The 19,703-nt window shown below is 51.2% G+C and carries 17 protein-coding genes and 1 pseudogene; 9 read left to right on the top strand and 9 right to left on the bottom strand.

Features of this window, described 5'->3' with window-relative positions; all coding sequences use genetic code 11:
- From ACO0LL_RS14795 to ACO0LL_RS14780, 4 genes and pseudogenes are all read right to left on the bottom strand, one after another.
- Positions 1–220 (bottom strand): annotated as a pseudogene (locus ACO0LL_RS14795) (IS701 family transposase); the annotation flags it as partial.
- A gap of 191 nt (positions 221–411) precedes the next feature.
- On the bottom strand, positions 412–648 hold the full coding sequence (locus tag ACO0LL_RS14790; RefSeq protein ID WP_422951612.1) for a hypothetical protein: 237 nt from the start codon (positions 646–648) through the stop codon (positions 412–414).
- Positions 649–653: 5 nt separating this feature from the next.
- Positions 654–1,709 carry a rhomboid family intramembrane serine protease gene (locus ACO0LL_RS14785; protein WP_422951611.1) on the bottom strand — a complete coding sequence of 352 codons (1,056 nt, stop codon included), beginning with the start codon at positions 1,707–1,709 and terminating at the stop codon, positions 654–656.
- Positions 1,710–1,778: 69 nt separating this feature from the next.
- A complete protein-coding gene (locus ACO0LL_RS14780; protein WP_422951610.1) occupies positions 1,779–3,794 on the bottom strand; it encodes a TonB family protein in 2,016 nt (671 codons plus the stop codon).
- 147 nt (positions 3,795–3,941) lie between these two features.
- On the opposite strand from ACO0LL_RS14780, the gene ACO0LL_RS14775 reads away from it, so the two are divergent.
- Together ACO0LL_RS14775 and ACO0LL_RS14770 are read left to right on the top strand one after the other, a co-directional pair.
- Entirely contained in the window at positions 3,942–4,496 is a 555-nt protein-coding gene (locus ACO0LL_RS14775) for an SRPBCC family protein (RefSeq protein ID WP_422951609.1), read from the top strand.
- A gap of 195 nt (positions 4,497–4,691) precedes the next feature.
- Positions 4,692–5,633, top strand: coding sequence for a 4-hydroxyproline epimerase (locus tag ACO0LL_RS14770; RefSeq protein ID WP_422951608.1), 942 nt, complete (start codon positions 4,692–4,694; stop codon positions 5,631–5,633).
- A gap of 66 nt (positions 5,634–5,699) precedes the next feature.
- Here the strand turns inward: ACO0LL_RS14770 and ACO0LL_RS14765 are convergent, their stop codons facing one another.
- Positions 5,700–6,842, bottom strand: coding sequence for an ABC transporter substrate-binding protein (locus ACO0LL_RS14765; RefSeq protein ID WP_422951607.1), 1,143 nt, complete (start codon positions 6,840–6,842; stop codon positions 5,700–5,702).
- Between the two features lie 166 nt (positions 6,843–7,008).
- The gene (locus ACO0LL_RS14760) at positions 7,009–7,776 is read right to left on the bottom strand and encodes a helix-turn-helix domain-containing protein (protein WP_422951606.1); all 768 of its coding nucleotides are present in this window, start codon (positions 7,774–7,776) and stop codon (positions 7,009–7,011) included.
- Between the two features lie 338 nt (positions 7,777–8,114).
- Here ACO0LL_RS14760 and ACO0LL_RS14755 point away from each other — a divergent pair, with 338 nt between their 5' ends.
- Entirely contained in the window at positions 8,115–8,783 is a 669-nt protein-coding gene (locus tag ACO0LL_RS14755) for a GntR family transcriptional regulator (protein WP_162042205.1), read from the top strand.
- A 62-nt stretch (positions 8,784–8,845) separates the two neighbouring features.
- Here the strand turns inward: ACO0LL_RS14755 and ACO0LL_RS14750 are convergent, their stop codons facing one another.
- A complete protein-coding gene (locus ACO0LL_RS14750; RefSeq protein WP_422951605.1) occupies positions 8,846–9,178 on the bottom strand; it encodes a hypothetical protein in 333 nt (110 codons plus the stop codon).
- A 258-nt stretch (positions 9,179–9,436) separates the two neighbouring features.
- Here ACO0LL_RS14750 and ACO0LL_RS14745 point away from each other — a divergent pair, with 258 nt between their 5' ends.
- A complete protein-coding gene (locus ACO0LL_RS14745) occupies positions 9,437–9,868 on the top strand; it encodes a hypothetical protein (protein ID WP_422951604.1) in 432 nt (143 codons plus the stop codon).
- On the opposite strand, the gene ACO0LL_RS14740 is transcribed toward ACO0LL_RS14745, so the two are convergent.
- Together ACO0LL_RS14740 and ylqF are read right to left on the bottom strand one after the other, a co-directional pair.
- Positions 9,869–10,654 (bottom strand): enoyl-CoA hydratase, encoded by a 786-nt coding sequence (locus ACO0LL_RS14740; protein ID WP_422951603.1) that lies wholly within the window; start codon positions 10,652–10,654, stop codon positions 9,869–9,871.
- Positions 10,651–11,583, bottom strand: a complete 933-nt coding sequence (ylqF, locus tag ACO0LL_RS14735; protein WP_162059699.1) for a ribosome biogenesis GTPase YlqF — start codon at positions 11,581–11,583, stop codon at positions 10,651–10,653. Before ylqF ends, ACO0LL_RS14740 begins: the two co-directional genes overlap by 4 nt.
- 407 nt (positions 11,584–11,990) lie before the next feature.
- Here ylqF and ACO0LL_RS14730 point away from each other — a divergent pair, with 407 nt between their 5' ends.
- The 5 genes from ACO0LL_RS14730 (at position 11,991) to ACO0LL_RS14710 (ending at position 19,702) form a co-directional block, all read left to right on the top strand.
- The gene (locus ACO0LL_RS14730; RefSeq protein WP_422951602.1) at positions 11,991–13,010 is read left to right on the top strand and encodes a hypothetical protein; all 1,020 of its coding nucleotides are present in this window, start codon (positions 11,991–11,993) and stop codon (positions 13,008–13,010) included.
- Positions 13,011–13,069: 59 nt separating this feature from the next.
- Positions 13,070–14,263, top strand: coding sequence for a hypothetical protein (locus tag ACO0LL_RS14725; RefSeq protein WP_422951601.1), 1,194 nt, complete (start codon positions 13,070–13,072; stop codon positions 14,261–14,263).
- Positions 14,264–14,270: 7 nt separating this feature from the next.
- Entirely contained in the window at positions 14,271–14,795 is a 525-nt protein-coding gene (locus tag ACO0LL_RS14720) for a hypothetical protein (protein ID WP_422951600.1), read from the top strand.
- A 41-nt stretch (positions 14,796–14,836) separates the two neighbouring features.
- Positions 14,837–18,094, top strand: coding sequence for a DUF6603 domain-containing protein (locus tag ACO0LL_RS14715; protein ID WP_422951599.1), 3,258 nt, complete (start codon positions 14,837–14,839; stop codon positions 18,092–18,094).
- 87 nt (positions 18,095–18,181) lie between these two features.
- Positions 18,182–19,702, top strand: a complete 1,521-nt coding sequence (locus tag ACO0LL_RS14710) for a hypothetical protein (protein WP_422951598.1) — start codon at positions 18,182–18,184, stop codon at positions 19,700–19,702.
- Position 19,703 lies beyond the last annotated feature (1 nt).

Here is a 19,703-nt window from a genome sequence, read left to right as displayed (position 1 = left end):
CGTCGAAGACGACATAGCCATGCGCAGAGGGTTGAATTTGCGAGCGGACATTCTCCCAGACCAGGCGCGACGTTAGCCTTTCATCTCGCAGATAGCGATTGATCATGTCATGGCTCATTTCCGTTGGTGCATGGTCGGCATAGTTCGTGATCGTGTAGTTGATTTGGCTTACCAGCAAGTATTGGCAGTAATCCAGTCGGCTCGGACGTTTTGATGTCATGTCCCTTAGTGTACTGACTTGAAAGCTGCTTTGGGTTTACATCATTTTTAAAATAGCTCACTTTTTTTGCGTAAGTCCTATTTATCCATTTAACTAATGAACATCATAGCCCAAGTATGTAGCAAAGCTTACCCTGTCTCGTAAATAAGTTCTGATTTGAAATGACTTGCCTGAAATCCCTGGATAGCTGCTTAGCGCGGCTCTTGCTTGTCATGATCAGATTTGTGTGTAGATACAAAAAGCTTCTTGAGCAGAAAGCCACAAACAAGACTGATACTTAAACCCAGCGTAGTCAAACCCAACACTGAAAGATTGAATGGTGTTCCTGCTAAAAAAGTTAAACCGAGAAGACCACAAGCACCAAAGCCTATCATCAATATCAGACAAATCAACATGGCAATGACACGGACAATTTTCTGCAGACTCATGATCTTTATTCCGTATTTGTACGCTGCCGGAGATTTTCACGTATGGTTTGCACACTGGTTTTGAACAATGCAGCCAGATTTGCATCCTTGTTTGTGTCAATGACTGCCTGCATGATTTTACTGGCAGGAACAAGGCTGAAAATGACTGGCGGCGCGTCTGCAGTAGTCATGACAAAGATGCGTTGCTGATCATTATCGATCACTGCCCATTTCAAACCTGTCTCTTGTACCAAGGCATCGGCAAATACTATTTCCAGTGCTTGCACTTCATGTGCTGGCCGTGCTTCTATTGGCTTTTGCTGCAAGATCACTTCGATGATTTTGAGCTTGCCTTCTATGGTGTCAAACTGTGTTCTCGCTTCTGGCAGGTATTGCTGTCTGACCCAATCTCTCAATGATTCTGCTTTGAGGATATCGGCAGTAGAAAAATATTCCAGGTTTTGCGCTGCGTTGGCCGGTAGCGGTAAAGAAGATTGCGTCAGCCCCAGCTTCTTGCACTCAATATAGGCCCAGGCAGCGCCAACCAGCAATCCCATGGTGTGCGCCCAATTTGCGATGGGGCCAAGCAAGCCCGTCCAGCACAATACAAACCAGGCCAGCATCATATTCACTGTGGCCTTGCGCATGATGCCGTTAAAGGCGGGGTCATAGCGGCCACGTATCCAGACATAGGAAAATAAGCCATATATAACGCCCGACATGCCACCAAAATAGGGATTATCTGTGAGCAGGTATTGCGCGATATTTGAAATGACTGCCGCAATCAGAAAAAAGCCCAGATAAAAGCGCGGACCTTTTCTGTTTTCAATGACGATGCCCAGATCCCACACCCACAGCAAATTAAAGATCAGATGCATGGGGCCGAAATGGATGAAGGCAGGTGTCAGCAAGCGCCAGATCTGGCCTGATAAAACATCGGCGAACCCGGCATGATCCGGGTCGGTTATGAAAAGAATGCGCAGGTTCTCTATCGTCCCACCAAAGCTGGAAGTGAGTGCAACCAAAGCACTCAGTGCAATCAGCACGATGGAAACGCTGGAATAGTTTTTAAATTTTGTCATGAATGATGATTGAATTTACCTGGCTGGCATGAAGCCGAAAAAATCCAGCCAGCAGAATATTTCACACAACTAGCGCAGCTCTTCTATCAATCTCAGATTGTCGTCAAAATTCCAGATACGGCGTATTTCTATGACGTCATACTGAGCGGCGATATTTGGCGGGAAGGCAGCGTATTTAGCATTCACGCGGACGATACGGCGTACTGCCTCATCGATGTCGGCACGTCCACTGGAACGCAAGATAGTGATTTCTTCTACGCTACCATCACTGCGTATGGAAACCACCACGACAGGGTCACCACGTGCCCTGTCCTTGGAAATTTGCGAATAATTCAGATTGCCATTGCGCTCGATTTTTTGCTTCCAGCTATCAATATACAGACGCAAGGGAACATCTTTGTCCTGGCTACCAAACAGGCTGCGGCGACGTGGCTTTTCTTCTGCATCATTGCGTGGCAAAGGCGGCGTACCACGCAAGACATCGAGCCCGCGTGCCTGGTCCCTGGCCCGGCTTGCCAGGTCACCACCGGTAATATTTTTAGGCAGGCTGAAAGGATCAGACTTGTTCCCCTGATTGCTGCCATTGCCCGGCGTGGTGGCAGAGCCATTGTTTTGCTGCCCGGTATTTGCACCAGGATTGATGCCCGTGTTTGCAGACTGGTTATTGGCGGCGACCTGGGCAGCAGCTTTGGCAGCGGCAGCAGCCTGTGCTTGTGCTTGTGCTTGTGCTTGTGCTTGTGCTTGTGCTTGTGCTTGTGCTTGTGCTTGTGCTTGTGCCTGTGCCTGAGCTTGGGCACGCTGCTCGTCTGCTTTTTGTTTTGCAGCCAGCTCTTCGGCTTTTTGTTTCGCTAATTGTTCATCCTGTTTTTGTCTGGCGACTTGCTCTTCTTGTTGTTTTTGACGTACCGCTGCTTGCTGGCGCTGTTCTTCCTGCTTGCGTTTTTCCGCTTCCAGCGCGACTTGCTGTTCTTTTTCTTTCAGCTGCTGTTGTTCTTTGGCTTGCTGCTGTTCTTTCTGTGCCTGGGCCAGTTGCTGGGATTTTTGCTGTCTTTCTTCTTCTTGGCGCTTATTGTCGTCCTGGCGTTTTTGCTCTGCCAGTTTGACTTCTTCAGCCTGGGCTGCTTCGCGTTGGGCGCGGCGGTTTTGTTCTTCTGCTTCCAGTTGTTTTTGCAGGGCCAGTGCGGCTGCCGCCTTGCGGCTGGCTTCATCGGCGAGTTTGCGGTTTTCTTCGTCGAATTGTTTGCTTAATTGCTGGAGTTCTGCCTTGCCATTGGTATCGCTTTGCTGCGCCAGTTCCTCGGCCTGCTTGCGCATCTGTTCTTCACGCTTTTTGCGTTTTTGTTCTCTTGCCTGTTCTTTGGCAGCTTTTTCTTGCGGTGTTTCCTGCTCCACGCCTTCTTGCGCTATGTTGTCATATTGCTTCTTAGGGTCGGGTTCTGCATCTGCTTTTTTGGGCAGGTCATCGGGATTAGGCACAGCCATGGCGAAGCTTTCTTCACGGGCTATATCCTGGGTGATCACACGGGCCACATCTGGTGCCATGACTTTGCGCTGCTGGGCCTGGGGTGGTGCCGTGTTGGCTTTGGTTTTTTGAGGTGCGCGCGGCTTGCTGGCAACTTTGGTCTGTACCGGTGCGGGAGCAGGTGCCGCTTTTTGCGGTGCAACCAGGCGTATCCCAGAAGTGGCAGCCTTACTCTCGGTTTTTGCAGTTGCGCCACTTTCTTTCACGCTGACTGCAGCAACAGTGGATGCGGGGGCAGGATCAGACTTGGGGGTGACAGGTGTTATTGGTGTTATTGGTGTCATTGGCACTACTGGTGCCGATGATTCAGCCGCAGCGCTGGCAGCGACAGGTTTGTCATTATTTGCTGGTGTTGAATTGGCAATCTGTACCGTGATTTGTGGTGACTCAGCCCTGCGTTTGTTCCACGGCGCTTCCACGCCGGGCATACCCAGGCCGGGCAAGCCAAACTGCAAACACAAAATAAATATATGCACGGCGAGAGAAATGAGCAAACCGCCAATCAGGCGCTGCTTGATCTCTTTGGGCATGGCATTTTCAGTGTGGTCTGGATACAGATTCATGCAACAGGTTCAATTTTCTCTCATGGCTGAAGATTATCGCATGGTCAAAATGCGAAACGTACTTTACCATCTGTATGCATCAAAAAAGTGCTTCAGCATCAGAAATTCACGATTTGAATTTGATGGTCCACCAAACAGGAGCAAAACATGACCCCTCGCTTTCGCGTCCTCACTGCCTCTGCCCTGCTCTGCCTGGCTACTCCTGCTCTGGCAGAAGTTATCAATATAAGCAGTAATGGTTTCCAGATACGTCATGAAGTGCTGTTGAATATACCACCTGAAGAAGCCTACGAGCTGCTGGTCAACGTCAGCAACTGGTGGAGTCCTTCACACACCTATACCCATAACACCAAGAACCTGAGCATAGATGCCAGACCCGGTGGCTGTTTCTGCGAGAAATACCCGAATGGTGGTGGCGTACAGCATTTGAGTGTGGTACATGCTGCGCCTGGCAAAGCCTTGCGCATGTCTGGCGCACTCGGCCCCTTGCAGGCCCATGGCCTGGCTGGCAGCATGAGCTGGGATTTTATCCCGCAAAAACCTGCTGAAAAAAGCCAGACGCTGAGTAAATTGGTCCTGACCTATAGCGTAGGTGGATATATGTTGGGCGGTTTTGAAAAAATTGCACCAATGGCGGACAATATGCTGGGCGAGCAAATCACGCGTTACAAAAATTTTGCCAATACCGGCAAGGTGGATTAGCAAATCTGCACTCTGGGTGCGAGATCATATTGCCAACATGACTATGCTGATTTCGTCGTACGTCTGCTGAATTTGTGTCAAGACAGGTGCAGCGTTTTTACCTAAGCTGACGTCGATCATCATTTCCTCATGAATCAGGTTTTCTTGTGCATGGAAACCCTGATTCAGCAAACTCATCCCATATTGGCAAAAAACATGAAAAAAATCTCAGTCATTGATTCGCATACTGGTGGTGAACCTACCCGGATTATTGTTGATGGCGGCCCGGACCTGGGCACAGCTGACCTGGCTACCCGCCTGCAAGTATTTCGTGATCAATTTGATCACTACCGTTCAGCCACCGTCTGTGAACCGCGCGGCTCTGATGTCATCGTCGGCGCGCTGGCTTGTGCACCGCACGACCCGTCCTGCACGGCGGGAGTGATATTTTTCAATAACGTTGGTTACCTGGGTATGTGCGGCCACGGCATGATAGGCTTCATCGTCACCCTCGCCTATCAGGGCAAGATCAAGGCAGGCAAGCACAGGATAGAAACGCCGGTCGGCATCGTCGAGGCCGAGCTGCATGCCGACAATACGGTGACAGTGCACAATGTACCTGCCTACCGCTACCGCCATGCAGTGCAGATTGATGTGGCTGGACATGGACAGATCAGCGGCGATATTGCCTGGGGTGGCAACTGGTTCTTTTTGATCAACCAGCATGGACAAGACCTGCGCCTCTCGAATGTAGAACAACTGACAGACTTTAGCTGGCGCGTCAGACAGGCACTGGAAAACCAGGGTATTACCGGTGAGAACGGTGCACTGATCGACCATGTGGAATTATTTGGCCCACCACTCTCAACGGACAACCATAGCCAGAACTTCGTGCTCTGCCCCGGCAAAGCCTATGACAGATCACCCTGTGGCACTGGCACCAGCGCCAAACTGGCCTGTCTGGCAGCAGATGAAAAACTCAAGGAAGGCCAGGTCTGGCGACAAGAAAGCATACTGGGGAGCGTGTTTGAAGCCAGCTATCGCCATGCGGCAGATGGCAAGGTCTTGCCCAGCCTGCGCGGCAGTGCCTTTGTGAATGCAGAAGCACAGTTATTACTGGATGAACGCGACCCCTTTGTCTGGGGCATACGTCAATAAGCACGTCTGCAAACTGATCCCGGTAAAAACGCGGGATCAGTTTGCGATATCATTCAGCGCAAAGTATTAACGCAAAAACCGCCCATCTTTGGACACTACAGTCAGCTCAGCATAATCAGAACCCTGGTGGTTATTCTTACCAAAGTTGACGATAAAGCCGTCAAAGTCTGTACGCCCCATACCCTCTAATGCCGTGATCAGGCGCTCGCTGTTGACATCTTTGCCTGCGCGCTTGATAGCCTCGACAAACACCTTGGCATCCAGAAAGCCTTCTATACCCAGATAAGAATATTCCTTGACGTTCATCTTGCCCATGACCTTTTGGTATTCACGTACCAGGGCTGTCGTGGCGGAGTAAGGGAAAGGCAAAACCTGGGAAATGATGACGCCCACTCCATCCTTGCCCAAGGCTGTAATACCAGCCTGTGACGCCAGTACCGACAGCGCAAAATACTGCATGCCCTTGACCTTCTTATTGAAGGCCTGGATAAAGTCACTCGATGGCTTGCCTGCGGTGATCAGGATGATGGTTTGTACATCGGCCGCTTCCATGGCACTAACAGCCTTGTCAAGGTCAGAAGAATCGCTGTTGATACTGACTGTTGCCGACAACTTCAACTGATGTTTGGTGATAGCCTGTTCTATGCCAGCCAGACCTTCCTTGCCAAAGGCATTATTCTGTACCACCACACCTATCTTCTTGATGCCACGTACGTTCAGGTGATCGATGATCTTCTCTGTCTCTGTCGTGTAACCCGCGCGGATATTAAAGATGCGGCGGTTAAATGGCTTGCGCACCACGTCAGCACCGGTCACCGGGGCAAAGCTCAGGATATTGGCTTCTTCAAGCACTGGCAGCAAGGCAGTATTGGCCGGTGTGCCCAGCATGCCGAACAGGGCTACGGCTTTTTCTTTTTCTATGAGTTGTTTTGCGTTGGCAAGAGACTTTTTGGCGTCATATGCATCATCCAGGGTGATCAGGCGTATCTTGCGGCCATTCACGCCACCCTGTGAGTTCACATAATCAAAATAGGCTTTGGCACCGGTGGAATGCGCAACTCCCAGTTCAGCCAGGATGCCGGTCAATGCAGTTGACTGACCGATGACGATGTCATTCCCATCTGCGTAGGCACTCACACTACAGCACAACATCAAATTGACGAGCAAAAGCCTAGCCATCGCTTTGCAGCGATTTAATTTTACGAACATATTGTCTCCAGTGTTTTTCTTTACGTCTGTGCAAGGTGCCAGAAGTTTTTGGTTTCCTGCGAGGCAGAGTTTCTGCAAAGCATTGCCCAAAGAGTAAAACACATTGAGATCAAAGATTGTCGTCCGGATGACTATTTGATGATCAAAAAGTAACTTTTGTTACTTTTTAACTACGCACTACTACGTCACGGTATTCACTGGGTGTCATGCCCACTGTCGCCTTAAAGATACGCGAAAACGCGCTGTGATCCTGGTAACCACAAGCAACAGCAATGTCCGTAATACTTAATTGCGACTCAGCCAGCAAGGAAGAAGCAGCATCAAGACGTATCTTGACCATCATCTGTCTCGGGGTAAGGGAGAATATCTTGTGGAAATTGCGCTCCAGTTGCGCCACCGACAGACCAGTCAGCTTGACCAGGTCTGCCATGGCGATGGTTTGCGTATAGTTTTGATGCAGGTGTTTTACCGCAGCAGCAATCTTGGCATACACGGGATGGCGCTGGTCAGGCATGGCCAGGTCGCGTGAGATGCCTGTCATGCCTATGATATTGTGGTGGATATCACGCAAGGGGATTTTTTGCGTCAGGCACCAGCCTGGCGAACGGTTCGGGTACAGGTGCAGCTCCAGCTGGTCATGGATTTCTTTTTTGCCACTCAGCACCAGCGCATCCTGTGTGGCATAGCTGGTTGCCAGTGAAGACGGGAATACCTCCTCTGCCCTCTTGCCTATCAAGGCATCCTTGTCCCGGACACCACAGCGCCTGACCAGGGTGTGATTAACCACCAGATAACGCCCCTCATCGTCCTTCACAAAAAACACGATGTCGGGCATGGCATCGAACAGGCTTTCAGCAAAAAACACATTGGCCATCTGGCTGGCCATTTGCTGACGTTTTTGCTGTGCTGGAAAAGGGGATGCTGGCAGCGTCAATTAATCAACTCCATCAATGAAGAGACAAAAAAAGAATAACAAGGAAAAATATTGTGTTGCAATTAACTTAATTTATAAATATATTTAAATTATATTTGAAATGTGGAGCTTAAACCATAATTCAGTCTAGAATCTATTCCTGTGCCGATTTCTGCGTAAACCATCAGCAAATAAGGATAGTCCATGGCAAAATTGAAGGCAGGAATATATTGCCATATGTCAAAAAAGTGCAAAAGTTTTATAAAAACGCGCAGAATTTGATAATACTGGCTTTTTACAAGGTAAAATTCGTACTCGAATAGGTAAAATCCATACAAAATACAGAACATGGATATCTGATGCTTGCTACTCCTGAAAAAACACCCGCTTTCGCTCCCAAATTACGCGCAGCCGACGTTGCCTATGACGCGATAGAAAGCATGATAGTCACGCTGCAGTTAAAACCTGGCTCACCCGTAGTCGAGTCTGAACTGGTAGAAAGAACCGGCCTGGGCCGTACGCCGCTGCGCGAAGCCCTGATGCGCATGTCTTCCAATGGCCTGATACAGCAAATGCCCAGGCGCGGCCTGATCATCAGCGACATTGAAGCCGCCGAGCACATGACGCTGATAGAAACCCGCCGCGTCATCGAACGCCTGATCGGCGCCAGCGCCGCCCGCCGTGCCACGCCACAGCACCGCAAGGACATCATAGAATGCGCCGACAAAATGCTGGTCGCCGCCAAGCGCAATGACCTCAACGACTACATGGCAGCCGACCAGGCCCTCGACCACGTCGTCCACGAAGCCTGCCGCAACCCTTCCGCCGTCGCTGCAGTCATCCCGCTGATCATCAAATGTCGCCGCTTCTGGTACGCCTTCCAGCACGAAGGCGACATAGAAGAAGGCGCCCGCTGTCATATGCTGGTTGCCAAGGCGATTGCCAAAGGTAATGAAGAGCAGGCTGCCAAGGCGGCGGACGGTTTGATGGATTATCTGGAGTCATTTGCGCGTAAGGTGATTGGGTAGGATTGGTGTTTCGGGAGGCTAGCAACCCCTATTAACTACAAGCCAAAGAATATTCTCCAAGGTCACAGTGACGTTGGGGTTGCTTTTGAAGTTGGGGTTGCTTTTGAAGTTGGGGTTGCTTTTGAAGTTGGGGTTGCTTTTGAAGTTGGGGTTGCTTTTGAAGTTGGGGTTGCTTTTGAAGTTGGGGTTGCTTTTGAAGTTGGGGTTGCTTTTGACTTTTGCAGTTCCCATGTGTCGACGCCGTTTGTGCGGTACAGAAAATGGATTAAGAAGAGCCGCTGTTTGAGCGAAGCGAGTTTCGGATCTTCCCATTTTTTGTACTGCACAAACGGGAACCCCGCAGGGGCGACGACGCCTGGGTCGCCTTTCTTTGAATACTTTCTTTGGCGACGCAAAGAAAGTATTTCGGCTGCCGGGCCGAGACCCGGCTTGTATCCACGAAGGGCAATTTAATTTCAAGCTACACGGTATGCAACGAACGTCGCTGGAGCGCCAGCCCGGTGGATTCCAGCTAAAAACACGCTGGAATGACGTTTATACGATTGCCGCTCGTGTTTCCGCTCACCAGCCGCAAACGATACCCTTAAAGAATGGCACAAAACACGCTCAATTGTGCCCAATTCTTCAGCAGCTAAGAGTATAATCTTGCCCCTATGGCATTCCACCCTTTTATTTCCAAACCCAACACCCAGGCGATCGCTGTCTCGACCGTTGCTTATGGTCTGCTGTATTTTATATTTATTGCGTTGCTGAAGGCCTCGATGGCACCACCAACACTGGTGAATACGGATACCGGCTTATGGGGAAACCAGCTGTTCATGGCCATCTTTGGCTTTGCACAGTATGTGGTGCCAGGCTTTCTGGTGGGGTATCTGGCTGAAAAATCGCCTATGATGCATGGCTATCTGTTGGGTATTGCCACCACGGCGCTGGTCTATACCTATGCCAGTTTTGCGTATAGCGACAATCCTGCCCAGCTCCCCACCTCATATGCAGTCTTATATACCTGCTTTGTAGCTGGAGTCTGGTGTTCACTTGGTGCGGTGATTGCTGACCATCTCAGGTCCAAAGAACCAGAACAATAATCAAGTCCAGTCAGGTCTGCGTTTTTCCAGAAATGCCTGTACACCTTCTTGCGCCGTCTCATCCAGCATATTGCAAGCCATGGTCTGCCCGGCCAGTTGATAGGCTGCTTCCACTCCCATTTCAAGCTGTTTATAGAATAACTGCTTGCCCATGCTGATCGCCAGTGCGGGTTTGGTAATTATGCTGGCAGTCAACTCTGCCACACAGGCATCGAGTTCATCAGTACTGACAACGCGATTGATGAGACCACGCTGCAAGGCAGTTTGCGCATCGATAAAATCACCGGTCAGCAGCATTTCCATCGCCTGCTTGCGAGAGACATTGCGTGACAAGGCGACAGCGGGTGTGGAACAGAACAGGCCGACATTCACGCCAGATACGGCAAAGCTGGCATTGTCACTGGCAACAGCCAGATCGCACATGCCCACCAGTTGGCAACCGGCAGCAGTAGCCAGGCCCTGCACGCGGGCGATGACGGGTTGGGGTAATTTCTGGATAGTCAGCATGAGCTTGCTGCATTGCTGGAACAGGCTCTTGTAATAATCTTCAGATGGATGGGCCTGCATTTGCTTCAGGTCATGGCCAGCACAAAATGCCTTGCCAGCAGCAGCCAGTACAACTACCCGCACATTCTGGTCAACTGCGATGGTCTTGAACTCAGACTGCAGTGCTGACAGCATTTCTTCAGACAGGGGGTTAAAGCGCTTGCCACGGTTCAATGTCAGGGTGCTGACGCCTGCGACATCCTTACGCAATACAAAAGGCGCTTCTACCGGGGTACTCATTCAGCATCTTCCTGTTCTGGCTCCATGCCAGTCTGCACGCTCTTGCCCTGCCCCAACAAGACTGGCGGCACATAGGTCGCCAGCAAATGTTCGCGGCTGGCTGGGGTTTCCAGGCTCACGCGGCCCAGGGCACCGCTGCGGTAATCAAGCAACAGGGTGTGGGAAGCTTTTTCGTAGTCCCAGTCGCCACCTTTGAGCTTGTAGCCACGTTTCTTGGCCACGCCTTCAATGACAGAGACTGCATCTATACCTTCGACCGGAAAGCCGTAACGCGCAGTGATAAATTTTGGGTAATGAATCAGCAATTGCTCTGCCAGGAAGGTTGCGATTTCTTCCTCAATCAGCGCATTTACGCCGACTGCATGGCTGGCAGCCAGCATCAAACCGTCAGTAGGATGTTCTATCTTGGGCCACAGCATGCCGGGGGTATCGGTCAAGATCATGTTCTTGCCCAGGTACAGGCGCTGCTGGGTCTTGGTCACGGCCGGTTCATCACCGACATTGGCGACACGTTTCTTGAGCAAGGCATTCATCAAGGTCGATTTACCGACATTGGGTATGCCCATGATCATCATGCGCAGCGGTTTGGTCGGCACGCCACGATGCGGGGCCAGCTTCAAAGCCAGGCCAGGCACTTTTGCTACATCAGACGGTTTTTTACAACTCAGGGCAACGGCGAACACGCCTTTTTGGGCATTGTAGAAATCCAGCCAGGCCTTGGTGGCATTCGGGTCAGCCAGGTCGGCCTTGTTCAATATCTTCAGACAGGGACGCTGGCGAAAGGTACGCAACGACTCCACCATGGGGTTGCACGAGGCTTGTGGAATGCGGGCATCCTGCACTTCTATCACCAGGTCGGTGTTTTCCATGGTTTCCGCCGCCTTCTTGCGGGCGGCGTTCATGTGGCCGGGGAACCATTGTATGGACATGCTTATTCTTCTTTTTGGCAAAAACAAAGCGACATTGTACGGAAGTCTGCCCTGCTTGCGCCGGATTTTGCTGGCGATGCCAGCAAAGCCCGGCATTTATCTGAAGTAGGCTGAAGCTATTGATGTACAAAAAGACATTAATGTTTAATATTTTTGCCAGAATTGTAAATTTAGTTGATTAATTTGTATGTGGATGCTATTTTTCTAATCCATGATTTGTTGTATTTTTATTAGCGACTGAAACATTTCCCCGCAGGAAATTCAAGCAAGTTGTTCACCCGCAAACCGGGTGCGGGAAAACTCGTGCTGACAAGCAACAAGGCAGGTAACAGGACGGGCAGAGACAAGCAGCACAGCAGTAGGAATTTTATTGTTTTATAGCTTACATAACCATAGGCAGATGAGCGATGAAGGTAATTTCCTGGAATCTGAAAAATGTCAGTCTCAATAAACTGACCAAGCCCAACGCTTTCCAGCCTTTGTTCCAGTCCTATGGCATGGGCAATACCGTCCTTGATTTTGTCACCAATGTCGTCATGGGTGCAGAACAATGGGAAGGTGTTATTTCTTCTGCCCCTGTTGATCTGTTTGTAGTCATAGAACTCAAGACTGGCGGCAGCCGCAAAGGGGCCAATGTATCCGGCAATTGCTTGCCCACATTGGTTGCCATACGCGACGCCATGAATGCCGCAGTTGTCGCCATGGGCCATAACCCTCAGGATTTCACTTACGAGTACATCGTGCCGGTGGTCACAGGGCGGCATGAAACCGTGGGCTTTATCTTTAACACCAAAGAGTTGACACCAACTGCGCTCGCACTGGAGCGCAATACCGTTACCGATGCATACCTGCCTGGCAGGACGCCATTAGTCGCCACCTTCAATGTAGTGTCACAACCAGCTACCTCGCTGCGCTTCTCTGGCATACATGACCCGCCACCGAGTGGCGGTGCCGCCGTAAGGATGCGCCCTCCCATCGATTTTTGCAGGCAACTGGTGAACACTCCTTCTGCGGCAGTGAGGAACACCTTTTTCCTGGGCGACTTCAATTGCCAGCCAACTGATACCTATATGAACGGCAACGGTGTGGCGGTAAGTCCATTCAGCAATCTGACAAATTATGGAACTGAACTGGCGAATAATTCGCTCTCTAGCGTACGGAAGCGTCTGGACAATAATCAGGCAGGATCGGCGGTTTACCTGAGCGCCCCGTATGACAATAATATTTCCTGGGTAACGCCAAATATTGTCATTAGTACTGGCATGGAAGAAGTGGCTGACCTTATCGGGGAAGCCAAGAACACTACTTTCGACCCTCCAGATGATTTGTATCCAGCCAGGGGCCGGGCAGTACTGAATGCCTACAATACGGTGTCAGATCACCTGCCCGTCATTACCGAATTCAGCGTATTGCCAGTCGCTACTTAACTTAACCTCATTCAACCTCACTCAACCTCATCCAACCAAGAACAGCAGGGGCATAGCGCATGGCTTACTGGAAATTTACTGATGTCTATGGTGGCACTTACCCGGCACTGAGTAATTCCATACTCAGTATTTTGGTATTTGATGTACCGTCAGGCTCACCGATCAGCGGCACGAATTTCAGTGCCAATCTGGATTTGCAGGCGACTGGTAAGGCCATGAGTGTATTGTCAAAAATGCTGGGCATGACGACGGTGCCGATGACGGGCACAGTCACGACCACCAACAATGTGCTCAACATTGAGCTGACGTCGAGCAATAATGCAGCGATACTGAGCGCGCTGGCAGCCTGCATTCCCGTCATTGGTGGCCAGCTCATGCAGGCGGCCAGCCTGACGATCAAGAACACTACGCCACAATCCGCCACCATCGATGATGATCCGACCACGGATCAGTTCAATCTGAATACCGCCGTAAAGATAGGCCGTGGCAGCGGGAATGTGACCACGCAGATACCGATGAGCAATGGTCTGTTCACCATGAGCGCCACGTTCGACAACTTTGGCATAGGTTTGAGCGACCTGAATTTCCTGGTGCCGGGCGCACAGTTTTCCAGCATGTTCCCAACCACGCTGCCGACCAATTACTACAACCCGGCCAGCACGACCTTGAATCTCCTGTCGCTGGAATTGTCGCTGTATGTGAAGACTACGCCTACGCTGAGTATCAGTGTCAACAATGTCTCGACCTCGATAGGCATCGTCAACATACCGCTATATCCAAACGCGTTGTTCCTGAACCCGCTGGCGATCTGGATCAGTGTCAGCGATCCACTCAGCAAGCCGACACCGACCTGGGGGCTTAACGGCACGATTGCGCTCTACCCTTACGATAAACAGACCAGCCCGCCCAGTGTGCCGCCGGATTTTAGCTATGATCTGGCGATGCAGATGCCGACCAGATCCGACCCCACTTTTTCTGTAACTGGCACGCTTGAAAATCCGCAAAACCTGCCGGTGTCGCAAATCCTCTGTGACCTCATGAGTGACGGCAGTTTCAACACTGGCATATCAAACAAGCTGACACTGGAAACATTTGATTTTGCCACCGTAGCCGATACTTCGACAGGCACGATCAGTGAATTTTCTGTCGAGATAGCCATGAATGCCACTGCGAACGGCGGTTCTTACCTGGGCCTGTTCAGCGACAGTTTTGGCGTCAAGGATTTCAGTATTGCCGTTGCTTATGTCAAGTGAGTTACCAATGAATATAGAACAATCACCTGTTGAAAACGATGGTAGCGACCCAAAGAGTGGGACGACTATCAATTTCAAAACTACCCTGGTCATAGGCGAACAGTATGTACCGCTGGCTTCAGAAATTGTGCTGGGTCAGGATGGTTCGCAGGCAGGTGCCAGCAATGGTTTTTTGTTCAAGCTGGACCGTGAACCATTTGATCCGCCTGTCACGATTTATCTTGGTGATGTCATCAACTTCATCAATACCAAACTCGGTGGCGGTGATGTTTCCAGCAACTCTGGCATGGCATTGATCAGCCAGGCTTTTCCCAATATGAATCCGGCCAATTTCAATGCCAGTAACCAGACGCTGGTCAACATTTATGAATTCAGCCTCAACTCAACGACCAAAGAATTTCTGTTTTCTTTCAATCTTGATGTAGAAGGCTCCAATCCTGACGTCGGCCTGATTGCTTTGCCGCCTGTCTTGTCGAACTGGCTCAAGATAGAGAGTCTGGCGATTTCGTTTTCTGCCAGCAGTCAATCCTGATCACCTTGATCAACCCTGAATAATCCAGACTCCGCGCCGCCATGCCCACCACATCCAATACTGCCATAGACCTTACCCTCGGCCTGAACCTGCAAATCGGTTCGGTTCCTGTTTCGCTGAGCGCGGAAGTGGAAAGCAAATCGAGCGTATCTGTTTACACCTTCAGTGGTTCTGTGACGGATGCCACGATTGATATAGGCAAGTTCATGAGCTATATCGGTCAGCAATTTGGCGTCGATGTGCAGTTCCCACCGGAACTGAACCTGGAAGCTATCATCGACTATGTGGCCGGGCAAATCACCTATACCAAACCTGCTATTGGTGCAACGACGACAGAAATGGGCATGGCAGCCAAGTTTGAACTGGTCTATCAGAATGGCAGCAGCACCGAGACATTCGGTTTCAGTTTTTATGCCGACACTATCCTCACCAGTGGTTCTGCTACCAGCAACTATGTGGTCGGTGCTTCGATAGACACCAACCTGGCATTCAAGGATTTGCCCTTGGTCGGCAGCATACCGGTGTTTAATGAATTCACACTACAGCATCTGGGCTTCAGCTATACCAATGCTGACCCGGCGCAAAATAATGGCAAGCCTGTCAGCTTCAATATCCCCCAGGTGTCGAAAAGCAGTAATCCATTAAAGCCAGCCGGTTCACCGACCTCGAATCAAAGCAATACCTATGCGATAGATACCAAAAGCGACCAGACTACATTCAGCCTCAATAAAAAAGGCTTTGCATTTACTGCAGGTCTTCTGCGAAAGGGCAGCAATACTGCAGTCAGCAATTTCTCCTTGCCCATGGCCTTGCCTGCTGCCCCGGCTTCTACTGCACCAGCAACTTATTACCAGGCTAGTGGTAGTGTCAAAGCCAGCCCGCCAGCCAGCCCCATCAACTGGATCAATATCAACAAGACCTTTGGCCCGGTTGATCTGCAAAAGATTGGTCTGAATTATAAAAGCGGTGAAGCGACGTTTGGTCTGTCTGCCGGTTTTTCCATGGGTGGTTTTTCGCTGGACTTGCAAGGCCTGTCCATCACCTTCCCCCTGCCACTGCCCGGCATGCCAGCGGGTAACACTGTCAGCTTCGATCTTGATGGTCTGGCGATGGATTTCCAGCGCGGCAATCTCAGGCTGGGTGGCGCTTTCCTGAAAGTCAAACAGAACGACATCACCAATTATTTTGGTGAAGTCGTCGTGCAGGTTGCAAGCTATGGTTTCAAAGCCATAGGCGGTTATGCTCCGGCACAGAATAATAATCCGGCCTCCTTCTTTATCTATGCCAATTTGCAGGTGCCTTTGGGTGGCCCGCCTTTCTTGTATGTATCCGGCCTGGCCTTTGGTTTTGGTGTCAACTATGCGTTGAACCTGCCTACCATTGCTACCCTGCCCGGTTACCTGCTGTTGCCAGGCAAGGCACCGGCACAACCATCGAATGCGGGTGCGGCCTTTAGCGCTGTACTGACACAGTTGGCCAGTGGCACTAATCCCGTTGTAACCAACCAGCCTGGTCAATACTGGGTGGCGGCGGGCATACAGTTCACGTCTTTCAATATGGTGTCGGCCTTTGCCCTGGTCACGGTATCGTTTGGTGTCAGCACGCAGATAGGTTTGCTGGGTTCTTGCTCCATCACCTTGCCCAAGGGAGCAAGCAGCCCGCTCGCGTATATAGAAATCGATATCGTCGCCTCGTTCACACCGGACAGTGGTGCACTGTCCGTGGCTGGCGTGGTCACGCCTGCCTCCTACCTGTATGGCGACTTCGTCAAGATCAGCGGCGGCTTTGCTTTCAATATCTGGTTCAGCGGTGCCCACAAGGGGGACTTTGTTGTAACACTGGGCGGCTATAACAGTGCATACAGCAAACCAGCCTGGTACCCAGCCGTACCCCGTATGCAAATGGGTTTTGCGCTCGGCCCCTTCCAGGCATCGGGCTCATCCTACCTGGCGCTGACACCGGCGATGTTCATGGCGGGCATGCAGTTTTCTGCCAGCTTTTCGCTAGGCTCCATCAAGGCCTGGTTCAATTGCGGCATGGACTTTTTGATCGCCTGGGCCCCATTTGTTTATCGCGCAGATGCCTATGTCAATGTAGGCTGCTCGGTTGATCTTGGCCTGTTCACGATACGTGTCAGTGTGGGCGCAAATCTGCAGGTATGGGGGCCATCATTTGGTGGCCGTGCTGAAGTTGATCTCGACATCGTCAGCTTCACCATCAGCTTTGGTTCTTCTACACCGAACCCTGCACCTGTCAGCTGGCAGAATGTGGCAGATAACTTCTTGCCTGGCAGCGGTTCAACATCGTCAAACTCTGTCAAGTCTGTGTCTGCACGCAGCATGGGCATGCTGAACATGCAAAAGTCTGCCAGCATGGCAAAGACTGCCAAACTTAGCGCGGCAAATGCCAACGCCAGCACAGACACCAATGCGTCGGCATCCGTCGCCGTAGGCTTACTGCAACAGGACATTGTTGATGCACAAGGCCGCACCTGGGACTGGATCATTGATCCCAACCAGTTCCAGTTGATGACTGCCTCGACCATACCATCGAATGTCGCACGCTGGAGTACCGGCAGCAGCACGACAACGACAATACCCAATGTCTTGCCCATTGCCAGCACCACAGCCTTGCCACATCTGGTGGCGGCCAGCGAGTCTTACTCCAGCACACAGATATGGAACACGACGATCAGCGTCAAACCCATGAAGCTTTCGGGTGTGCAGACCATACATACCATCACGCTGACCAAGGCAGACAATAACGGTAACTTCACTGACTACATCAATGAAGTTCAGATACAGCCTGTGCTGGGTAATTCGAACACTGCCCTCTGGGGTGACCCGAATGCCAGCAAGGACGCCAATGCTGCAGCCCTGCTGCCACATACACTGATGGGTTTCAATATCACGGCCCTGCCACGCAATCCATTGACGGTCAACAATGTGCCATTGATACAGTTGATTTTTACGGCAGGTAACCAGACTACCTTCAGCTATACATCGCAACAATCCAACCAGAATTACACGGTGACCTCGACCATCACCAGCCCGGCAGAGGAATTGCAGATCAATGTCACAGGCGCCAGCACGCAAACGCTGAGCAACCAGAATTATGTACTCAGCTCGCTGACGAATAGCTGGGTCAGCAGCCAGCGCAATACCGTGCTGGATGACCTGACGGCCAATGGCTTTGCTACTTATACCCCTGCACAATTGAACCTGACAGCCATGACCACGACAGAAGCCCTGACAGACTGGCCGCTAGTGGGTGTACTGGGGGAAGCAATCGCAGCCTAAAAATCGCAGCCTGGCAATTGCAGCTTGTACGGAATAGCGCAACAAATAATGCATAGATGAATATTTTTTCTGAAGGTGTGAATCAACATGGCTGTCAATGACGATGAAACCTATTTGCTTAACCAGCAGGTATCCTTTATCCAGCATTTTTTACCTGGACTGGATGCTGGTGGTTATCAGTTAAAGGTAAGGCAAAACATACTCGACAACGCAGGTAATGCTGTCAGCGGCGCAGACTATAACAATAGCTATACCTTTGCGGTAACGGCAGACCGCTTTGCGATTTCGCAGCCCGGCAATGTGATCAGCTCGGTCTTCCCTTCGGACAATGCCTCGGGTGAATTCAGCAATGTCTTGCCACATGTGGTGTTTTCACAAAAGACCTTCCCCTGGGTACGTTACCCGACCAATCAACTGCCATACTCACCGCCAGAGGCAGGCACGGATACCGATGCCGATGTACCAACCTGGCTATGGGTCATGCTGCTGGATGAAGATGATATCGATGCCTGCACCGCTGAAGGTTTGAGCCTGAGCCTGTCTGCAGCGACCCGCAGTGTGGCCGACCTGTTCCCGCAGGCTGCCCTGCCGTCCGGCACGAACAGCAGCCTGGGTAGCAATTATTCCTACTTCAATGGTGCAACAGGCATACTGGGGCTGGAACCCGGCGAGACACTGACAGATGCCATCCAGACCATCGATGTCCCTTTGAGCCTGTTCTGGAAAATTGCACCGAGTGTCGATGACTTGAAGCAGATGGCGCATGGCCGCGTAGTCAGCCTGATCAACCAACCGACTACCACCAATACGCCAGACCCTGGTGAGCCTACCGGTTCATTCTCCGTCGTATTTGGCAACCGCCTGCCAGCTACCGGTAAGAAGACCGTAGCATTCCTGGTGTCGCTAGAAGAATTGCAACACTTTTTACCCAGCACCAGCAGTGGCGGTGCACCGGCGGGCAACACTTACAATGGCAACTTGTCGCTGAGGTTGGCAGTACTCAGCAACTGGACTTTCTTCAGCACTGGTCAGCCAGCGACCTTTGTCCATCAGTTGCTGAGCCTGAATGATCGCGTCATTGATGACCCGAAAAAGCAACCTCCACCAGCCGCCGCCAATACCAATCTGCGTCTCCCCTATCAGGGCAGCAATGCGGTCGTGCGCGGCGCATTGAATATGGGTTATGTGCCGCTCAATGAAACCCTGCGCACGTCCGGCCAGACCGTGTCCTGGTATCGTGGCCCCTTGACGCCTTATCAAATCACGCAGTCGTGGTTGCAGGTGCCAATAGCCTCGCCAGATGCGGCCACCATCTTTGACCCGACTACGGGTTTGCTGGATACCTCTTATGCCGCCGCCTGGACCATAGGCCGCATGGTGGCCTTGCAGGACACCTCGTTCTCAACCGCCTATTACACCTGGAAGCGCGACCTGGAAATGCAGGTACAGCAATCCGTCGAAGACCAGATGCTGGAACAAAGCCTGGGTGCCTCGCTGGACTTAGCACCACAAGCCAAGCAAATGAAACTTATGGTCGGCGCGCCAGCACCACATGGTTCAAATTCACTGCTGAAGCGCACCATCATGTCACTCAACCCTGAGGCTTAAT

Source organism: Undibacterium sp. TC4M20W (genome assembly GCF_049340245.1).
Classification (GTDB): Bacteria; Pseudomonadota; Gammaproteobacteria; order Burkholderiales; family Burkholderiaceae_D; genus Undibacterium.
The sequence above is the reverse complement of the archived record's forward strand: the minus strand, read 5'-3'. Positions and strand labels throughout refer to the sequence as shown.